General features: G+C 44.1%; 16 protein-coding genes. All 16 read left to right on the top strand.

The genetic code is table 11. The features are described from left to right. Positions 1–190: 190 nt before the first annotated feature. Positions 191–2,440: an ATP-dependent helicase ComFA gene (locus tag PUW25_RS22710; RefSeq protein ID WP_274337591.1), complete on the top strand. Its 2,250-nt coding sequence runs from the start codon at positions 191–193 to the stop codon at positions 2,438–2,440. Positions 2,441–2,645: 205 nt separating this feature from the next. Beyond that, positions 2,646–3,638 carry a ComFC family protein gene (locus PUW25_RS22705; RefSeq protein ID WP_274337590.1) on the top strand — a complete coding sequence of 331 codons (993 nt, stop codon included), beginning with the start codon at positions 2,646–2,648 and terminating at the stop codon, positions 3,636–3,638. A gap of 184 nt (positions 3,639–3,822) precedes the next feature. Then, on the top strand, positions 3,823–4,230 hold the full coding sequence (locus tag PUW25_RS22700; protein WP_274338240.1) for a flagellar protein: 408 nt from the start codon (positions 3,823–3,825) through the stop codon (positions 4,228–4,230). 132 nt (positions 4,231–4,362) lie between these two features. Further along, positions 4,363–4,647 carry a flagellar biosynthesis anti-sigma factor FlgM gene (gene flgM / locus PUW25_RS22695; protein WP_047912367.1) on the top strand — a complete coding sequence of 95 codons (285 nt, stop codon included), beginning with the start codon at positions 4,363–4,365 and terminating at the stop codon, positions 4,645–4,647. Positions 4,648–4,662: 15 nt separating this feature from the next. Further along, positions 4,663–5,163 (top strand): flagellar protein FlgN, encoded by a 501-nt coding sequence (locus PUW25_RS22690; RefSeq protein ID WP_274337589.1) that lies wholly within the window; start codon positions 4,663–4,665, stop codon positions 5,161–5,163. Between the two features lie 16 nt (positions 5,164–5,179). After that, positions 5,180–6,763, top strand: coding sequence for a flagellar hook-associated protein FlgK (flgK, locus tag PUW25_RS22685; RefSeq protein ID WP_274337588.1), 1,584 nt, complete (start codon positions 5,180–5,182; stop codon positions 6,761–6,763). 22 nt (positions 6,764–6,785) lie between these two features. Continuing rightward, positions 6,786–7,712, top strand: a complete 927-nt coding sequence (flgL, locus tag PUW25_RS22680; RefSeq protein ID WP_274337587.1) for a flagellar hook-associated protein FlgL — start codon at positions 6,786–6,788, stop codon at positions 7,710–7,712. 16 nt (positions 7,713–7,728) lie between these two features. Continuing rightward, positions 7,729–8,298, top strand: a complete 570-nt coding sequence (locus PUW25_RS22675) for a DUF6470 family protein (protein WP_274337586.1) — start codon at positions 7,729–7,731, stop codon at positions 8,296–8,298. 72 nt (positions 8,299–8,370) lie between these two features. Then, positions 8,371–8,829: a flagellar assembly protein FliW gene (gene fliW, locus PUW25_RS22670; protein WP_274337585.1), complete on the top strand. Its 459-nt coding sequence runs from the start codon at positions 8,371–8,373 to the stop codon at positions 8,827–8,829. 1 nt (position 8,830) lies between these two features. Further along, positions 8,831–9,082 (top strand): carbon storage regulator CsrA, encoded by a 252-nt coding sequence (gene csrA, locus PUW25_RS22665; RefSeq protein ID WP_274337584.1) that lies wholly within the window; start codon positions 8,831–8,833, stop codon positions 9,080–9,082. A 140-nt stretch (positions 9,083–9,222) separates the two neighbouring features. Next, entirely contained in the window at positions 9,223–10,278 is a 1,056-nt protein-coding gene (locus tag PUW25_RS22660; RefSeq protein ID WP_274337583.1) for a flagellin N-terminal helical domain-containing protein, read from the top strand. Positions 10,279–10,395: 117 nt separating this feature from the next. Then, complete coding sequence (locus PUW25_RS22655; RefSeq protein WP_274337582.1) at positions 10,396–10,773, top strand: flagellar protein FlaG; 378 nt, start codon at positions 10,396–10,398, stop codon at positions 10,771–10,773. Positions 10,774–10,786: 13 nt separating this feature from the next. Next, complete coding sequence (gene fliD / locus PUW25_RS22650) at positions 10,787–12,310, top strand: flagellar filament capping protein FliD (RefSeq protein ID WP_274337581.1); 1,524 nt, start codon at positions 10,787–10,789, stop codon at positions 12,308–12,310. Between the two features lie 31 nt (positions 12,311–12,341). Beyond that, positions 12,342–12,740: a flagellar export chaperone FliS gene (gene fliS / locus PUW25_RS22645; protein ID WP_274337580.1), complete on the top strand. Its 399-nt coding sequence runs from the start codon at positions 12,342–12,344 to the stop codon at positions 12,738–12,740. After that, entirely contained in the window at positions 12,721–13,056 is a 336-nt protein-coding gene (gene fliT, locus PUW25_RS22640) for a flagellar protein FliT (RefSeq protein WP_274337578.1), read from the top strand. The genes fliS and fliT overlap by 20 nt, the downstream gene beginning before the upstream one ends. A gap of 265 nt (positions 13,057–13,321) precedes the next feature. Then, on the top strand, positions 13,322–16,816 hold the full coding sequence (locus PUW25_RS22635; RefSeq protein WP_274338454.1) for an S-layer homology domain-containing protein: 3,495 nt from the start codon (positions 13,322–13,324) through the stop codon (positions 16,814–16,816). Positions 16,817–16,885 lie beyond the last annotated feature (69 nt).

Genomic DNA, 16,885 nt, shown 5'->3' with positions numbered 1-16,885 from the left:
TCGTTAAAAAGTTGCGGTATTGTCATTAATATTGTAAATATAGGATCTTTTTGGTTTAATTTAACTGTAGATGAAAAGTATGAAGCACATACTTCGGCAAATACGCCGGGTATGTGCTTTTTTTGCTTTCATAAATGGGTATTTGGTCGAAATTGGAAGCTTGAGATACGAGGGGAAATGAGGGGATCAGATGAGAATTGGTCTATACGCGATCAGATTATGTGCGGGGTCCGGCAATGGCAGGGAGTGGAGAATATTTCTGTCACTTCATTTGAGCGTAGATTGGCTGTGGTGGAGAGAGCAGCTTCGTGAAGCGTCTCCAGCAGGAGTATGGCAGGTGGTCATGATCTCAGAGGCTATGCCGTTATCCTGGGCGTATCGGGTACAGGCAGGATTATTTAAAGACGGGACAAGGACTTTGGGAAGTGGGGGAGCAGAGAGAACTGAAGTTCAGTGGAGGGAGATGGTGAAGTCTTTACTTGCTCCGCTGATCAGTGCAGAGCCTGGGGAGCAAGGAGAGCGGATGTTCCGAGAGTGTGTGGAGATAAGGGAGTTTCAGATTGGGCATAGCGGGCTGGAGGAATGGGGAGAGCAGAAGTTAGGCATTGTTGGTGATTTAGCAAAGGGGCAAAAGACTAAGTTAGAGGACGAATTGTACAGAGAGAGGGGGTGTACAGAATGTGCCGGCCTAACTGTATCAACCGTGGCTGGAAAAGCGATGCTTAGACCAGGAGGAAGATCAAGAATGGAGATGGATGGGATGTTGTATGAGCATTGCCTGAGTACAGAGACGGCAGCCCATGGGAGCGTAGAAACACGGAGATCTGAGTTGAGGAACAATTCACATACGATGGAAGTTGGACCGTATAGAGTGGTTGCGAGTACAGAGCATGGAGATCAGAGGAGAGCAGGTAGCCAAAGGTTTAATTCAGTGGATGAGATATACCAGCTGAGAGTGAAGGCAGAGCGTGTGGCACAGCAGCTGGCAGGAAGACAGCTGCTTATGCCGGAGGCAGAGGCGCTGCTTGCCGAGATCGCTCCCGAGGTAGGTTGCGAGTGGCAGGCTGCAGTGCAGCTGGCGTATCTGGCGGGGCGGGTTAGATACAGGCCCACCCTTGCTTCGCCGCAGGCGGCGCGCTCTGCGCGATTCGTCTGGCCTTGGGTCAGACGAGAGCAGCTGCGCTGCCGCCGATGCGGCAGCATGGCCGCACAGCAGAGTGCGTGTGCGGCCTGCGGATCTGCGGCGTGCGCCTATTGCGAGGCCTGCCTCGCGCTCGGGCGCAGCCGTTCTTGCGCGCTGCTGCTCGAAGGAGCAGCGCTTCCGGCCGTGCGGGGCACGGCCGGGGGTTCCCCCACCGATCTGGTGAGTCGGTGGGGACTTAGCCCAGCGCAGAGCGCAGCCACTGGCGCGGCGCTGGCGTATTTGGCCCGGCGGCGTGAGGACGCCCGGGCGAAGGGCCGATTCTTGCTCTGGGCCGTGACCGGCGCAGGCAAGACCGAGATGACCTACCCGCTGCTGGATTACATCCTCGCAAGCGGGGGCAGCGTGCTCGTCGCCACACCGCGCCGCGATGTGGTGCTCGAGCTCGCACCGAGGGTGGCCCGCGCCTTCCCGGATACGGCGCGGGTCACCCTCTATGGCGGAAGCAGCGAACGCTGGCAGCGAGGGCAGCTGACCCTCGCTACGACCCACCAGCTGCTGCGCTTCCGCCACGCCTTTGACCTGGTCATCCTCGATGAGCTCGATGCCTTCCCATATCACAACGACCCCATGCTTGCCTATGCCGCCGAAGCATGCTGCAAGCCGGGAGGCAGCTTCATCTATCTATCTGCCACCCCGCCTGCACAGCTCCAGCGAGAAGCAGCCCGCGGCAAGCTGGCTCATGCCAGAGTGCCGGTTCGCTTCCATCGTCACCCGCTGCCTGTCCCGGTATACATGAAGCTCCCGTACGTAGCGCAGCAGATTAAGCAGCGTAAGCTGCCACGCGAGCTTCAGCTCATGCTAAAGCGTTCGTTGGAGCGAGGGGCGCAGGTGTTTCTATTCGTTACACGGATCTCACAAATCGAGTCCTTCGTTGCGCTTCTTCGAGCAAGCTTGCCAGGTATTCGTGTCGAGGGCACCTCTTCCGAGGACCCTTTACGTGGTGAAAAAGTCATGTCTTTTCGCGATCGCGAGATTCGGCTACTCGTAACAACAACTATATTAGAGCGTGGTGTGACCGTTCCCAAGAGCGATGTCTATATTTTAGATGCAAACACGCGGCTGTTCGATGACGCATCGCTTGTGCAGATGGCAGGTCGAGCAGGCAGATCCAAGGATGATCCGGCGGGGACCGTCATTTTCGGCGCTCCAGAAGTGAATCGTGCTCAGAAGGTTGCCGTCCGCCAGATCAAAAGAATGAATGCCATCGCTCGCCGTAACGGTTATCTAGTAGATTAACCCGGACGATTCCCTTTGAGCGCAGTGTAGTAGGAGGCTGTCGCAGGTACCCCGATGTCAGAGGGGCTCGGCCGTCGAATGCTTTAGTTAGATTAAGTGGATTACATTCAAGCTGAAAGAATGATTTTTACAGTTGCATAACAATACCGTACTCATAGACCAATACAGACCAATATAGTCCAATGAAATGAGGGAGTCCAAGAGAATGAACATATTGAACCGCATATCTGCATTTATGCACAGCTTGGCATCCCCTTCCGGGAATACCTGTCTCGCCTGCGGTACACATGCTCCGCTCTCTAAGGAACTGCCGGGAATCTGTTATCGCTGTGTCCGTTCCATTCCTTGGATTACACAGATTCGCTGTGTTAAATGTGGACGGGCAATAGGCTGCCCGGATTGCTCCAGAGGAGACCATAACCGGAGATCCTTTGAGTGTAACCGAAGTGCTGTAGTATATGATTCTTTAATGAGAGAATGGCTGGCGGTATACAAGTACCGGGGGAAAGAAAGATTCGCTCCACTATTCGGGGCCATGCTTAATAAGGCGTATTTGGGAATGCAGAGAGAGTATTCCGCACAGCTGCTTCGAGGTGACATCGGTCAGGTGGATGAGCATGAGGGTGAGCGTGCAGAACAATCTAAATATAACGAAGGTAAGGTTTCTATTATCAACCGCTATGATTTATCCATAAACAAACACAGACCAGATATCTGGCGAGCCGATGCGATTACTTATGTGCCTGTAAGCCATGAGCGACTAATGGAGCGAGGGTTCAATCAGGCCGAACGGATGGCTGTTGAGCTATCGAGGTATCAGGGGTTACCTGTAATACCTTTACTGCAAAGAACCAGGCATACAGAGAAGCAGAGCTTCAAGGGACGAAGAGAAAGAGAAATCTCCATGCAGCATGCTTTTGAGATGAACAGAGATGTAGAAGAAGAACTCCATGCGTATCTAATGCATAATAAACAAGAGACAAATAGATCAACGAAGGAGAATAAAGTACATGGTGCTCCTCATTTCCGAAATGCTCAAAGCACACATGAGAATAAGCCCACTTTAAATCTTCTATTAATAGATGATGTCTATACGACGGGAAGTACGATTGAAGCCTGTAGCCGGGTTCTCAGAAAATGGGGATCAGACATGGGAGTTGAAATTCGCATTTATGCATTATGTTGGGCTCGTTCCTAAATTATACTTGTCTATTCTACATGGTAAATATTTCTGGAATGCTGAATGTAGAGAAAGTGGCTTTATTTTTATGGTGTTCATACCGATATATTGAGTAGAGAGTTCACTTGGATGACAAGTGAAAATCAGGTGGGTTATAATGTCAACAACAATGGTTGTCTATATAAAAGGGGGCGTAAAGAGGATGAATGTCGGTAATTGTCCTCGCTGCGGCAAGCTGTACGTACTGAATGTGATGGAGGCTTGTCCGTCGTGTCTGAAAGAGATTGAACAGCAATATTTTGATTGTGTGGAATACCTGCGTGTAGAAAAAGGCGCCAATATACAGCAATTATCTGAAGCAACAGGCATATCGATTAAGCAGATCACGAAGTTTATTAGAGAAGGACGAATTTCGATTGTAGATGCTCCAAACATGATGTATCCTTGTGAGGTGTGCGGAACTCTGATCCGGGAAGGTCATATGTGTGACGGATGTCGTGCGCGTTTGACCAAGGAACTGACGGGTGCAACCCAGGAGGTTAGTCGGAAGGACTCCTCCACTTTAGGCTCTGGTGCCTACAATGCAATCGACAAATTTAAGCGTTCTTAGGATGCATGACTCATTTCAGACATAGTCTATAAACAATGTTTCAACCTCTACCGATAACTTTAGTAAAGATTATCGGTTTTTTATTTTAGGACGATTCTTGATCCTAAATTCTTATGAAAGCAGGTGTTCATTATGAAGATTAATGAATCCGGACGAATTGGAGCGATTAACTCTTATTCGAGAAATATAGAATCCGGTCAGCAGACCGAAAATAAGAAGAGCAAGCGTAAGGATGAGGTATCCATCTCGCCTGAAGCTATGGAAATGCTCAAGCAGCAGGAACAAGTGAATAGCAGCGAACGCGCACAGCGCATTCAGGAACTGAAGCAGCAGGTCGCTTCAGGAACATATAAGGTCGACACGGAACAGCTGGCAGAACGCATGATGCCGTATTTTAAACCGAGCTCGGAGAAATAGGAGAAGCCAAACAATATGTCCTTAAATCAATTGATTGATGCACTCCAGAAATTAATTGTCACTCATCGTCAAATGCTGCATACGGCCGAAGTGAAACGAGAAGCTATTGTAAAAAATGATACGGATACGCTCATTAAGCTATTGAATCAAGAATCGATGATTCTGAAGCAGATTCAGAGTCAGGAGGCTGAGCGGAGCGAGGCTGTAGGCGCTTTTTTACTGGAACGGGGAATCAAATCAAAGCTGAATCTTAACATCTCCGAAATCTCGCGTCTCGTCTTCGATGTAGAGGATAAGAGAAGGCTGCAAGAGGTTCAGAATGAATTAAGCAATACCTTAAGGGAGCTCAAGGAATTGAATGATCTCAATCAGAGATTGGTAGAGCAGTCCCTTGCTTTCATTGATTATTCGCTGGATGTGCTCGTAGATAAACCGACCCAGGCACCCGTATACCAGCACCCGGATCAACGTCAGAGTACGATGGGGCAATTCGGATTATTTGACTCTCGTGCTTAAATAGGAGGATTAGACAATGGTTTCAACCTTTCATTCAATAGAAACAGCCAAACGGAGCCTGTTTACCCAAACGGCTGCACTGAATACGACAGGCCACAATATTTCGAACGCGAATACGGAGGGGTACTCAAGACAAGTTGTCAAAATGACAGCCTCTTCCCCAATGGAACCGCTTGCGTTTCTTAGGTCTACCAATCCGGGGCAGCTTGGATCTGGGGTCGAGTTCTCCGCGATTGAGCGTGTTCGCCAAGGGTTCTTGGACAGCCAGTACCGCAGTGAGAACTCCAGTCTAGGAAATTGGGAAGTTCAGTATGATACGCTTGATAAAATTCAGGGGATTATGACAGAGCCTTCCGATACGGGACTTCAAACGGTATTGGATAACTTCTGGGGAGCGTGGTCAGATCTAAGTAAAGATCCAGAGAATTTAACTGCCCGTAATATTGTCAAAGAGACGGCTCTAGCTCTAACGGATGCTATGAATTTGATGAGTAATCAGCTGAACGGCTTGAGTCAGGATCTTACGAATAATGTTGGCGTGAAGGCTCAAGAGATTCAAGGATATATTACTTCCATTGGAGAGCTTAATCAAACGATCAGCCGGATCGAATCACTTGGAGATAATGCAAACGATCTTCGAGATCAGCGTGATCTCTTAACAGATAAACTGTCCAAGATTGCGAACGTGACGGTAACAGAGAATGAACAAGGATACAACATCTCCATCGGCGGACAAGAACTGGTCAACGGAACCGCAGTTACTCAGGTGACTAGCGACCTTCTTACCGATGCTTATGCTGCTGGTGATCTTACAGGTGGGGAAGTCTACGGGATGATCGTATCCCGGGATCAATTCGTAACCGGCTTCCAGAATGACCTGAATCAACTCGCGAATACCATTGCAAACGGAGACGTCACGGTTAAGATTCCTGCAGGCTCTTCTATTCGTGAAGGTACTGTGGCTAGTCAGGATACGGTTATTACCGTGAACGGAGTTGAATCCACTGTTGCTGCCGGACAAGCCTTTCCAGCAGGAGCTGTTCTTAAGAACGAGACACCGCTGACCGTACAAGGAATTAACGGACTGCATCAACTGGGTTATGCCCTAGATGGCTCAGCAAGTGCGGGTATTCCTTTCTTCACATCAACAGACGGTGGTCCAATTACAGCTGGGAATATTACACTGAATCAGGTTATCCAGTCTAACCCCAACGCAATTGCTTCCTCACTTCGTGTGGATGCTAACGGCAATGCAATAAAAGGAAATAACACGATGGCTAATCTGATGGGTAGTTTGAAAGATCAAGCTTTTACAGTGCCTGGTGGAACGGATTCTACAACCATTAACGACTATTACAAATCCATGGTAGGTGAGCTCGGTATTCAGACGCAGGAAGCTTATCGTAAAGCAACTAACTCTACATCTCTTGTTATCCAAGTAGAGAATTCAAGACAATCTGTGAGCGGTGTCTCTTTAGATGAAGAGATGAGTAATATGATCAAATTCCAGCATGCGTACAGCGCATCTGCAAGATTTATGACCACTTTTGATGAACTGTTGGATAAGTTAATTAATAGCACAGGAACCGTAGGAAGATAAGATAGATTGGTAGGAGGGCTTTATGATGTTTAGAGTGACCTCAAATATGATGTCCAGCACACTCATGAATAACATTAACCGCAATGCGAAGCAAATGAACGATACACAGATCCAAATGTCCACAGGGATGAAGATTAACAAGCCTTCGGATGATCCTGTAGGTATTACATATGCCCTTAGATATCGTACAGAGCTTAATTCGAATGAGCAGTACCAAAGCAATGTAGATTCGGCAATATCATGGTTAGACTATACCGATACGGTTGTAACTCAGACGAATGAAGTACTGCAGCGGATGAGGGAACTGACGGTTACAGCATCAAATAGTACGAATCCGCAGGAGTCACTGGAGAGCATTCGTCTTGAAGTGGGTCAGCTTAAAGAACAGCTGATTGAAATTGGGAACAGTCAATTGAATGGTAAATATGTTCTTAACGGTCAAACTTATGATCAGAAGCCATACGATTTTCCAAAGAATGCGGAAGGGCTATCGGATACCTCTGGATTTGCTCAGGTTATGGTTGATACAGGTGACGTAAATTATGCAGTCAGCAGCGGCATTGAGCTGGCGATTAACGTGAATGGAAACGCGGTTATGGGCTCAGGTGGGGAAGAGGATAACGTATTTGCTATTGCTGATCGTTTGAATCAAGCATTGGCAGATGGCAATTTCGAAGACATTTCTGCCGAGTTAACTCAGCTTGATTCCCGGGTAGATAAGATTCTTGCAGCACAGGCAGGTGTTGGTGCAAAGATGAATCGGGTTGAATTAATGCAAAATAGATTAGGGGACATGGAATACAACTTAACCAGTCTGCGGGCCAAGTCAGAAGATGCGGATTATGCTGAGCTTGCCATTCAGTCGCAGATCCAGGAGAATATCTATAACGCAACACTTTCTGTTGGTTCTAAGATCATTTCATCTTCACTGGTAGACTTTCTAAGATAACTGGGGGGAATTGCTTATGAGCACAATCCCTATACTGCAAATTAGACAACAGCCAGGTCGTATCGGCATGGATGCAGATTTGGGACAATATTCTATAAGGCAGCCCAAGGCTGATCTCCAAATTAAGAGTAATCCTGCCCTTTTAACGATTGATCAACACCAGCCTGAACTTATTGTCGACTCTTCGAGAGCCAAAGCTGCGTTCACGGGAGGGCCGCATTTAGAAATGACACAGCGGTTATACTCCAATGTAAAGCAAATCTTTCTTGAGGGGATTGCCAAGCGGGTTGAAGAGGGAAACCGAATGGCGGAATTCTTCAAACCAGGTAATACGATTGTGGAAGTCTACGGAAAAAGTCAGCCGCTGCCCGTGTTAGGTGAGTTCAGAGGAGAGGCATCGATTGATAACGTAGATGTTCGATTTAATGTAAGACCGGTAGATATAGAAATTGAGAAAAGTCCTGTTGAATTTAATGTGCAGGTAAATAAGCCGGAGATTGAATATAACCGTGGGAAGCTGGATATTTATATGATGCAGTATCCTTCCGTTGAATTTATACCACCAGAGATTGATCGGACTGTGTAATATAAGAGCTATGGAGAGGCAATGGCCACTATCTGTAGCTCTTTTAGTTTATTTATAAAAGGAGAGAACGACATGACAATCATGATTGAGACCTCATCATGGGGACAGATGGAAGTTGAAGTAGATCAGATTATTCAATTTAACAAGGGAATTCCAGGATTTGAAGAAGAGACGAAGTTTGCCATTATTTCATATGATGATAGCCCATTCAGTATCATGCAATCGATCGCAGAGCCGAGTCTTTCATTTTTGTTGGTAGATCCATTTTTATTTGAGCCAAAGTATGAATTTGAACTTCCAGAACATGATGCTGAAGAACTCGAAATCAATGGTAAAGTAAGTGTACTTTGCATTGTAACCATTCAAGAGACGCTGATAGAATCCACCATTAATTTGCTAGCACCTATCGTGATTAATCCGGTTAATTGTCAGGGTAAACAAATTGTGCTTCATGATACTGGGTACGCTACACGCCATAAGGTTAGTGAACTCTCTGCTTCAGAGCAACTATTTGCAAAGGAAGGTGAATAATATGCTGGTACTTTCCCGCAAACGTGGCCAGTCCATTATGATTGGAGATCAAATTGAAATTACGGTGCTTGGAGTTGAAGGAGATAATGTCAGGATAGGAATCTCCGCGCCTTCAGAAGTTGATATTTTTCGGCAAGAGGTGTATGTCTCTATAAAAGAGGAAAATAAGCAGTCTGCTGCTCCAGCAAAGGATCATGTGCAAGCGCTGATGGCACAGCTTCAGGGTTCATTTATTCAAAAAAATAAGGAATAAAGTTTTAAGAATACTATTAAAAATAGCGTGATTGTCGTCGATATATATTATAAGCGCTTAGGGCAAGGGCGGCCGACCTTTCGCTTCAGGCGTTCCACATGGACGTGGGAACTTACTTATTTCAGGGAGGAAATTATATCATGATTATTAATCACAACATCGCGGCTATGAACACTCACCGTCAATTGGGTTCTGCAACAAACGCACAATCCAGCTCTATGGAGAAACTGTCTTCTGGTCTTCGCATTAACAAAGCTGGTGACGATGCAGCTGGTTTGGCAATTTCCGAAAAAATGCGCGGACAAATTCGCGGTCTAGACATGGCTTCCAAAAATGCTCAAGACGGTATTTCGATGATTCAAACTGCTGAAGGTGCTTTGAATGAAACTCACGACATTCTTCAACGTATGCGTGAACTTGCTGTTCAATCTTCAAATGATACAAACACTGATGAAGACCGTGCGGAACTTCAAAAAGAGGTTAACCAGCTTGCAGAAGAATTGACACGTATTTCCACTGATACAGAGTTCAATACGAAGAAATTGATTAATGGAACAGCTGAAGGCGTGACTTTCCAAATTGGTGCAAACGCTGGTCAAAGTATAAGCCTATCCATTAACGATATGAGCTCAGGTGCTCTTAAAGTTGGCACTAACCTAACTGCGGCTACTGATGATGACGATAATAGAGTGCTTCAAGATGCAGAAGGCACTACAGTAGCTACTTGGCAAGCAGCTAAGGCTGCTCAAGATGCTGTAGCGGATGACCCTGTTACCCCAGAAGATGAAACTGCAGCAGCTGTACCAGCTAAGGTTGCGGGCTACTATAACGAAGATGGTGATCTTGTTAAAGCGGCTGATGCTGCACTTGCTGACGATGCCAAGGTGTCTGAGGGAATCAATATATCCGACCAAGAATCTGCTGATGCAGCAATCACTACAATTAATGAAGCGATCGTAAGTGTATCAGGTGAACGTTCTAAACTTGGTGCGGTTCAAAACCGTTTGGAGCACACAATCAACAACCTGGGAACAACTTCTGAGAACCTGACAGCTGCTGAATCCCGTATCCGTGATGTTGATATGGCTAAAGAAATGATGGAGCAAACAAAAAATTCTATCCTTTCCCAAGCTGCACAAGCTATGCTTGCACAAGCAAACCAACAACCACAAGCAGTTCTTCAATTGCTTCGTTAATCTATATCTTATCCAAAGAGACTCTAGAATTTTTAGAGTCTCTTTTTATATTTCGGCTAAAGCTATGAAGCAGATTATCCGATATAAGTAGTAAATGACATGCGGGGGTAACCAGTAATGAATATCCAGTTTTCGATATCTGCAGGCTCCACAGCAATCACACAACAAAATATAGACGATGCTAGTGTAACTAATGTACAACAAGATATTCTTCATATGAATAATGTGAAGCCTGCTCAATCGGATTCTAAGGTGCAGGGAGTATCGGCGGGGAATGAATACTTAATCCGTAACATTGAACGGGCTATGAAGGCTTTGGAAGGGCCGCAAACGACACTAGATATCAGTATTCACGAGAGAACCCATGATATTATGGTCAAGGTACTAAATAGGGAAACAGGGGAGTTGATACGAGAAATTCCACCTGAAAAAACATTGGATCTGGTGGCCAAGATGATGGAAATTGCAGGAATACTTGTGGATAAGAAAATATAAGGGGGGATTTTACGTGAGAATTACAGGATTTTCGGGTATGGATATCGACACTATGGTCTCGCAGCTAATGACAGCAAGCAGAGCTCCTTTAGATAAATTGAATCAGCAGAAGCAGCTGTTAAACTGGCAGCGCGATAGCTATAGAGAGTTGAATAGTAAGCTGTTTGATTTCAGAAACAATAAACCGATGAGTTTTAATAAGTCGGCACAGCTCAATACACAGAAAGCAGTCGTTACTGGTAATACTGATGCAGTAAAGGTCGAAGCATCTCCTACTGCTCAGAATATTCCAATGACCATCAGTGTAGTAAATTTAGCTAAAGCTGCTTCAGTAGAAATGCAAGGTTTAGACGGCATTAAAAGCTCAAAGACATTAAAAGATTTGGGCGGAGATACAAGTCAAAAATACACCATTAAGATCGGTGGAAAGTCCGGAGGAACCTCTAAGGAATTGGAATTCGATGCAAATACCACGATTTCCACGGTTATTTCAAGGATTAATTCAGACCCAGATGCCAATGCAGTAGCCAGTTTTGATGAAATAACAGGGAAACTAACAATCTCATCCAAAACTACGGGTGAAAAATCGAATATTACAGTTGAAAATGGAAGCAAAGGCAATTCTATATTAGAGTTATTTGGAGCTGCGAAAGGGAGCTCTCTTGCCGCTCAAAATGGCGAGAATGCACATGTAGTCATTAACGGAAAAGAGTATAAGGATCTTACCAGTAATACACTTACAGTTAACGGTATCAATCTAACATTTTTGAGTGAGACAGGACTTACTAAACCTGCTGATAATGCGACATATCCTATAAATCAGAGTTCTGATGCTACTGCCGTAAAGGTTTCTATTCAGACAGATCCAGAGAAGTCTCTATCAACCATAAAGAGTTTTATAGAAGAATATAACACTCTTATAAGCTACATGAACACTAAATCAAGTGAAGAAAAATATCGAGATTATGCCCCGCTTACAGATGAGCAGAAAAAAGAAATGTCTGATAATGATATTGAGCTTTGGGAAGAAAGATCTAAAAGCGGCCTTCTAAAAAATGATGAAATTATAAAATCAACGATTTCTTCAATGCGATCAATTATTACAGAGAATCTATCACAACTCAGTGCATTAGGGATTACAACGGGCCAATACTATGAGAATGGTAAACTATACCTTGATGAAGAGAAGTTTAATAAAGCAATACAAGCAGACCCTCAGAAGCTTACTGAGATTTTTCAGGGAACAGGAAGTTCATCCGGTATCTTCAGTAAGATGTCAGAAACAATTAATGGATCACTAGATAAACTCGTTACAAAGGCTGGAACAAGCAAGTATTCAGGAGATCTAAACAGTATTTTTAAAGAAGAAAGTACTATGGGCAGACAGCTTAAAGATTATAATAAACGAATCGAAGCTTTTCAGAATAAGCTGGAGAATCTTGAAATTAGATATTATAAGCAATTCACCGCTATGGAAGCGGCCATGAACCAATATAATTCACAATCTGCAAGTCTTGCGAGTTACTTCTCGCAATAGGGAAATAAACGAGAAATGAGGAGGAGCACATATGATAGCAAGTCCGTATGAAAAATATCGTCAGTCCTCTGTCCAAACATCAAATCCTGCCCAACTGGTTATTATGCTTTACGATGGAGCAATCCGTTTTATACATTCCTCAATAAAAGGAATGGAAGAGAATGATCTTGAGCAAGTGAATTTGAATCTAGGGAAAGCGCAGACGATAATAAGCGAGCTGATGTCCACCTTAAACCAAGAGATTGAGGTTTCGAAAAGTTTATATTCACTATATGAATATATGAACCACTTGCTGGTACAGGCGAACATTAAAAAGTCACTGGAACCTGCAAAGGAAGCACTAGATTTGCTCACTGATTTAAGGGATACATGGCTTAAAGCAAGTAAAATAGTAATGACAGGTTCAACATATGAAGCAGCTAATAAGTGAACTGGAGATCTTAACTTCGGAGTTTCTCCTTCACATTGACGAAGTTAGTTATGAAGAAGTAGAGAGTTTTGTTGAGAAGCGTCAAAGACACGTAGACTCCATATTGGTTGAAGTCGTCCAGCATCGAATGGATTCAGAGGATGAACAGAGACTGAAAGTGCTGCTAAGTAAGGATGAAATTATAGTTAACAAGATGATTGATCTTAAAAAAGAAGCCCAGGATTGGCTTCAGCAGCGTAATCGGATCAAAGCCCAGCGTAACGCCTATGAGAATCCGTACAGTGCGGATAGCTTATTGCTGGATCGTCGTAAATAAATGATAGAGAGACTATTAAACAAGAGGACTTGTTTGATAGTCTCTTTTTTACGACATAAATTCTGAATTAAATACATAATTATACAAAAAACAACTAGAAAAAATTCCTATTAAGTGGTAGGATATTCCTCAGTGTATAGTTCTTAAGAATCATGTCTTTAGATTCATGAAGATAACATTCGTCTTTGTTTATGACGAAGTATGGGTCTTGAGATTCAGTTGGGGCTGATTGCTATATCGACCTTACTAAACAGGAGGAGAAATCGTGGGTAAAAAAATTCGTGGTACAGTCACAGGGTTATTGAGTATTAGTATGGCACTTGGTTCAATGGGATCAGTCGGTGCAGCAGCAACGGTGACAAATGATATTCAAGGCCATTGGGCGCAAAGCCAGCTTCAGCATTGGATGAATGAAGGTCATCTAACAGGATATGGAGATGGTTCTGTTAAACCAAACAAGTCTATTTCTCGGGCCGAGTTCGTTTCGTTAATAAATAGAATTTTTGGATATTCCGAACAGGCTTCATTATCCTTCGCTGATTTGTCACCTTCAAACTGGGCATATACCGATATTGCATCAGCAGTAAAAGCAGGCTATGTACAGGGTTACGAGAATAACACATTCCGTCCAGGTGCGGATGTAACAAGACAAGAAGCAGCTGTTATGATTTCGAAATTGTTGAATGTGAAGAACGTTAGTTATGATACGTTAAACCAGTTTTCAGATCGAGATATGATTGCCGAATGGGGTAAGACTGCAGTTGCGTCTGTTGTCGAGCAGGAAGTGATGGAAGGATACCCTAATGGTACATTCTCTCCTCTTCGTTTGCTTACAAGAGCGGAAGCTGTGGTGTTAATTGAAAACGCATTAGCAAGTAAAAAAGAATTAAACACCGTTACATATGATATCGCTGGAACCTATGGTTCTGAAGAAGAAACGACAGTTATTGAAGGAAATGTAATTATCAATGTACCTGATGTAACGCTCGTGAACACAGTTGTCAAAGGTGATCTTCTGTTTGCTGAAGGCATTGGAGCAGGAGATGTCACGATTCAGAATGTAAAAGTGCATGGTACAACCAATGTAGAAGGCGGCGGTGAGAACTCCATCCATTTTGTGGATTCTGTACTGCTGAATGTAGTGGTGAATAAAAAGGATGGTACCGTTCGCATCGTTGCCGAAGGAACGACGACAGCAGAGAACGTCATTGTTCAATCATCAGTAAAACTTGAAGAAGATAACGTTGCAGGAGCTGGCTTTACTGACGTTGAATTGGCTGAAATTTTGCCGGCTGACAGCAAGGTGGTATTGAACGGAACTTTTGATGATGTTGGTTTGTATGCTGCTTCTGTATCGGTTGAGCTTGACCGTGGATCTATCGGAAATTTCCTAGTGGATAAAAATGCAGAAAAAAGCCAGATCGCTGTAAGCAGCAACGCTCAAATTGCTCAGCTCATACTTAATGCGATCACGAAATTGTTAGGTTCGGGGACAATTAGTAAAGCTACGGTAAACGAGGGAGCGGAGGGGTCATCCTTCCAAACGAAGCCAAGTCAAATGGATGGTTCTCAAAAAGATAGTGTGACTTTACCGGCATCCCCTCCTCCAGCATCTAGTGGTGGTGGTTCGAGTAGTGGTGGATCTGGTGGAGATACATCTCCCGGTGATGGAGGAAGCAATCCAGATATACCGGACGGACAAACGGATGAAGAGAAAGTAGCAGATGCGATAGAAGCCATCGAGGCGCTGAGTTTAGAGTGGGACACGGATGTAGCAAAAACAGTGGAGAAAGCGAATGAAGCAATTGCTTCGCTTGGATTGACAGGGGTAACAGTCATTGTATCTCAAGGAACAGAAGCCAGCGCAGGAAATGTGGTAGTTACCGTTTCGAGTGGAGCAGTAAATCAAACCATTGAGATTGTTGACCCAAGTGTAGCTGAAGTATCCTCACTTATAGAATTTGAAGAAGCAATAATGAATACAAGCAAATCTATTATTAAGTTGAAAAACAGCTTCACAACTGACAAGAAAATAGTTATAAGTCGTGCAGTGACAATAGATGGACAGAATAAGCAGATTAAATTAACAGGGAACGACAAAGTGTGGAATTCCAATTATGTTCTCCAGGTATACGATACGACAGGTGTAATCATCAAAGATGTGAAGCTTACTGGTGGAGATGCGGGGTTATTAGTTAATGGTTCTTCTGTAGAATTGAAAGGGACCATCGATGTGAGTGATAACTTCTTCGGCGGTATTGAATCCTCCAAGGGTAAAGGGCTGGTGAGCAATCCTCAACTGAACGTAAGTAGCGCTACTTTGGTTAATACAACAGAAGCATTTGGGCAACCAACACTGTGGGAAGATAAAATTACAGGAACTATATCAACAAGTGGTCAGTTCACATTGATTACTTTGAAAGATCAGCCACATTATTATCTCAAAGAGGAAAATGCAGAAGATCCAGCAACAATAGCTGAAGTTTCAACTGCAGATGATTTTAGGGCAGCATTAGATAATGCTAGTATAATCAAAATCAGACTGAAATCTGATATCGAGACAGACGAAAGGTTCGTTGTAAGCCGTGCGGTGACAATAGATGGACAGAATCATCAGATTGAATTAATAGGGAACGACGAATTATGGGATTCCAATTATGTTCTGCAAGTGTACAATACGACAGGTGTAACGATACAAGATGTGAAGCTCACCGGGGGAGATGCGGGGCTGTTAGTTAACGGTTCTTCTGTAGAATTAAAAGGCAGCATCGATGTGAGTGGGAACGTCTTCGGCGGAATTGAATCCTCCCAGGGTGTAAATGTGCCGAACACTCCTCAACTGAACGTAAGCACTGCCAAATTGATTAATTCATCAGAAGCATTTGGGAAACCAACACTATGGGAAGATCAGATCACAGATACGATCTTAACAGGTGAAGATCAGTTCACATTGATTACTTTGAAAAATCAGCCACAGTATTATCTGGAAGTGAAGAATACAGAAGATCCAGCAACAATAACAGAAGTTTCAACGGCAGAAGATTTTAGAGCAGCGCTAGGAGATGACAGCATCGTCAAGATTAGACTGGCATCTGATATCGCGACAGATAAAAGGTTCGTTGTAAGCCGTGCAGTAACAATTGATGGACAGAATCATACGATTGAATTAACAGGGAACGACGAATTGTGGGATTCTAACTATGTTCTTCAAGTGTACAATACGACAGGTGTAACGATACAAGATGTGAAGCTTACCAGAGGAGATGCGGGGCTGTTAGTTAATGGTTCTTCTGTAGAATTAAAAGGGACCATTGATGTGAGTGGGAACTTCTTCGGTGGAATTGAGTCCTCCCAGGGTGTAAATGTGCCGAATACTCCTCAACTGAACGTAAGCAGCGCCACTTTTGTTAATACAACAGAAACATATCATCAACCAACACTATGGGAAGATAAAATTACAGAAACTATTCAGACAGGTGAAACTCAATTACTCCCAATTAATAAAAAAGCTCAGGTGCACTACTATATAAATTCTAGCAACTCTATTGCTCCTGAATCGGATGTATCTAATAACGAGAATAATGAAGCCATAACTGAACCGGAAACAGCTCCCGAGTCAGAGATAGTAATAGATCCGGAATCGGATCCGCAAACTGGTGCAGAGAGTGATGTTCAATCAGATGTAGACACTAATTCAGAAGGAGCATCAGGAACAGACTCAGCTAGTACTGAAAATAATGCTGAACTTAAACCAGAATAGTGTAAAATACTTTCCGGTTATAGCGTACAAAGTTTATTTATTCTGGCGGGAGGACCCCTCTTGATGGGG

Origin of the sequence: Paenibacillus urinalis (assembly GCF_028747985.1) — a bacterium.
Lineage (GTDB): Bacteria > Bacillota > Bacilli > Paenibacillales > Paenibacillaceae > Paenibacillus > Paenibacillus urinalis.
This window is presented reverse-complemented; position numbering and strand designations above follow the sequence as displayed.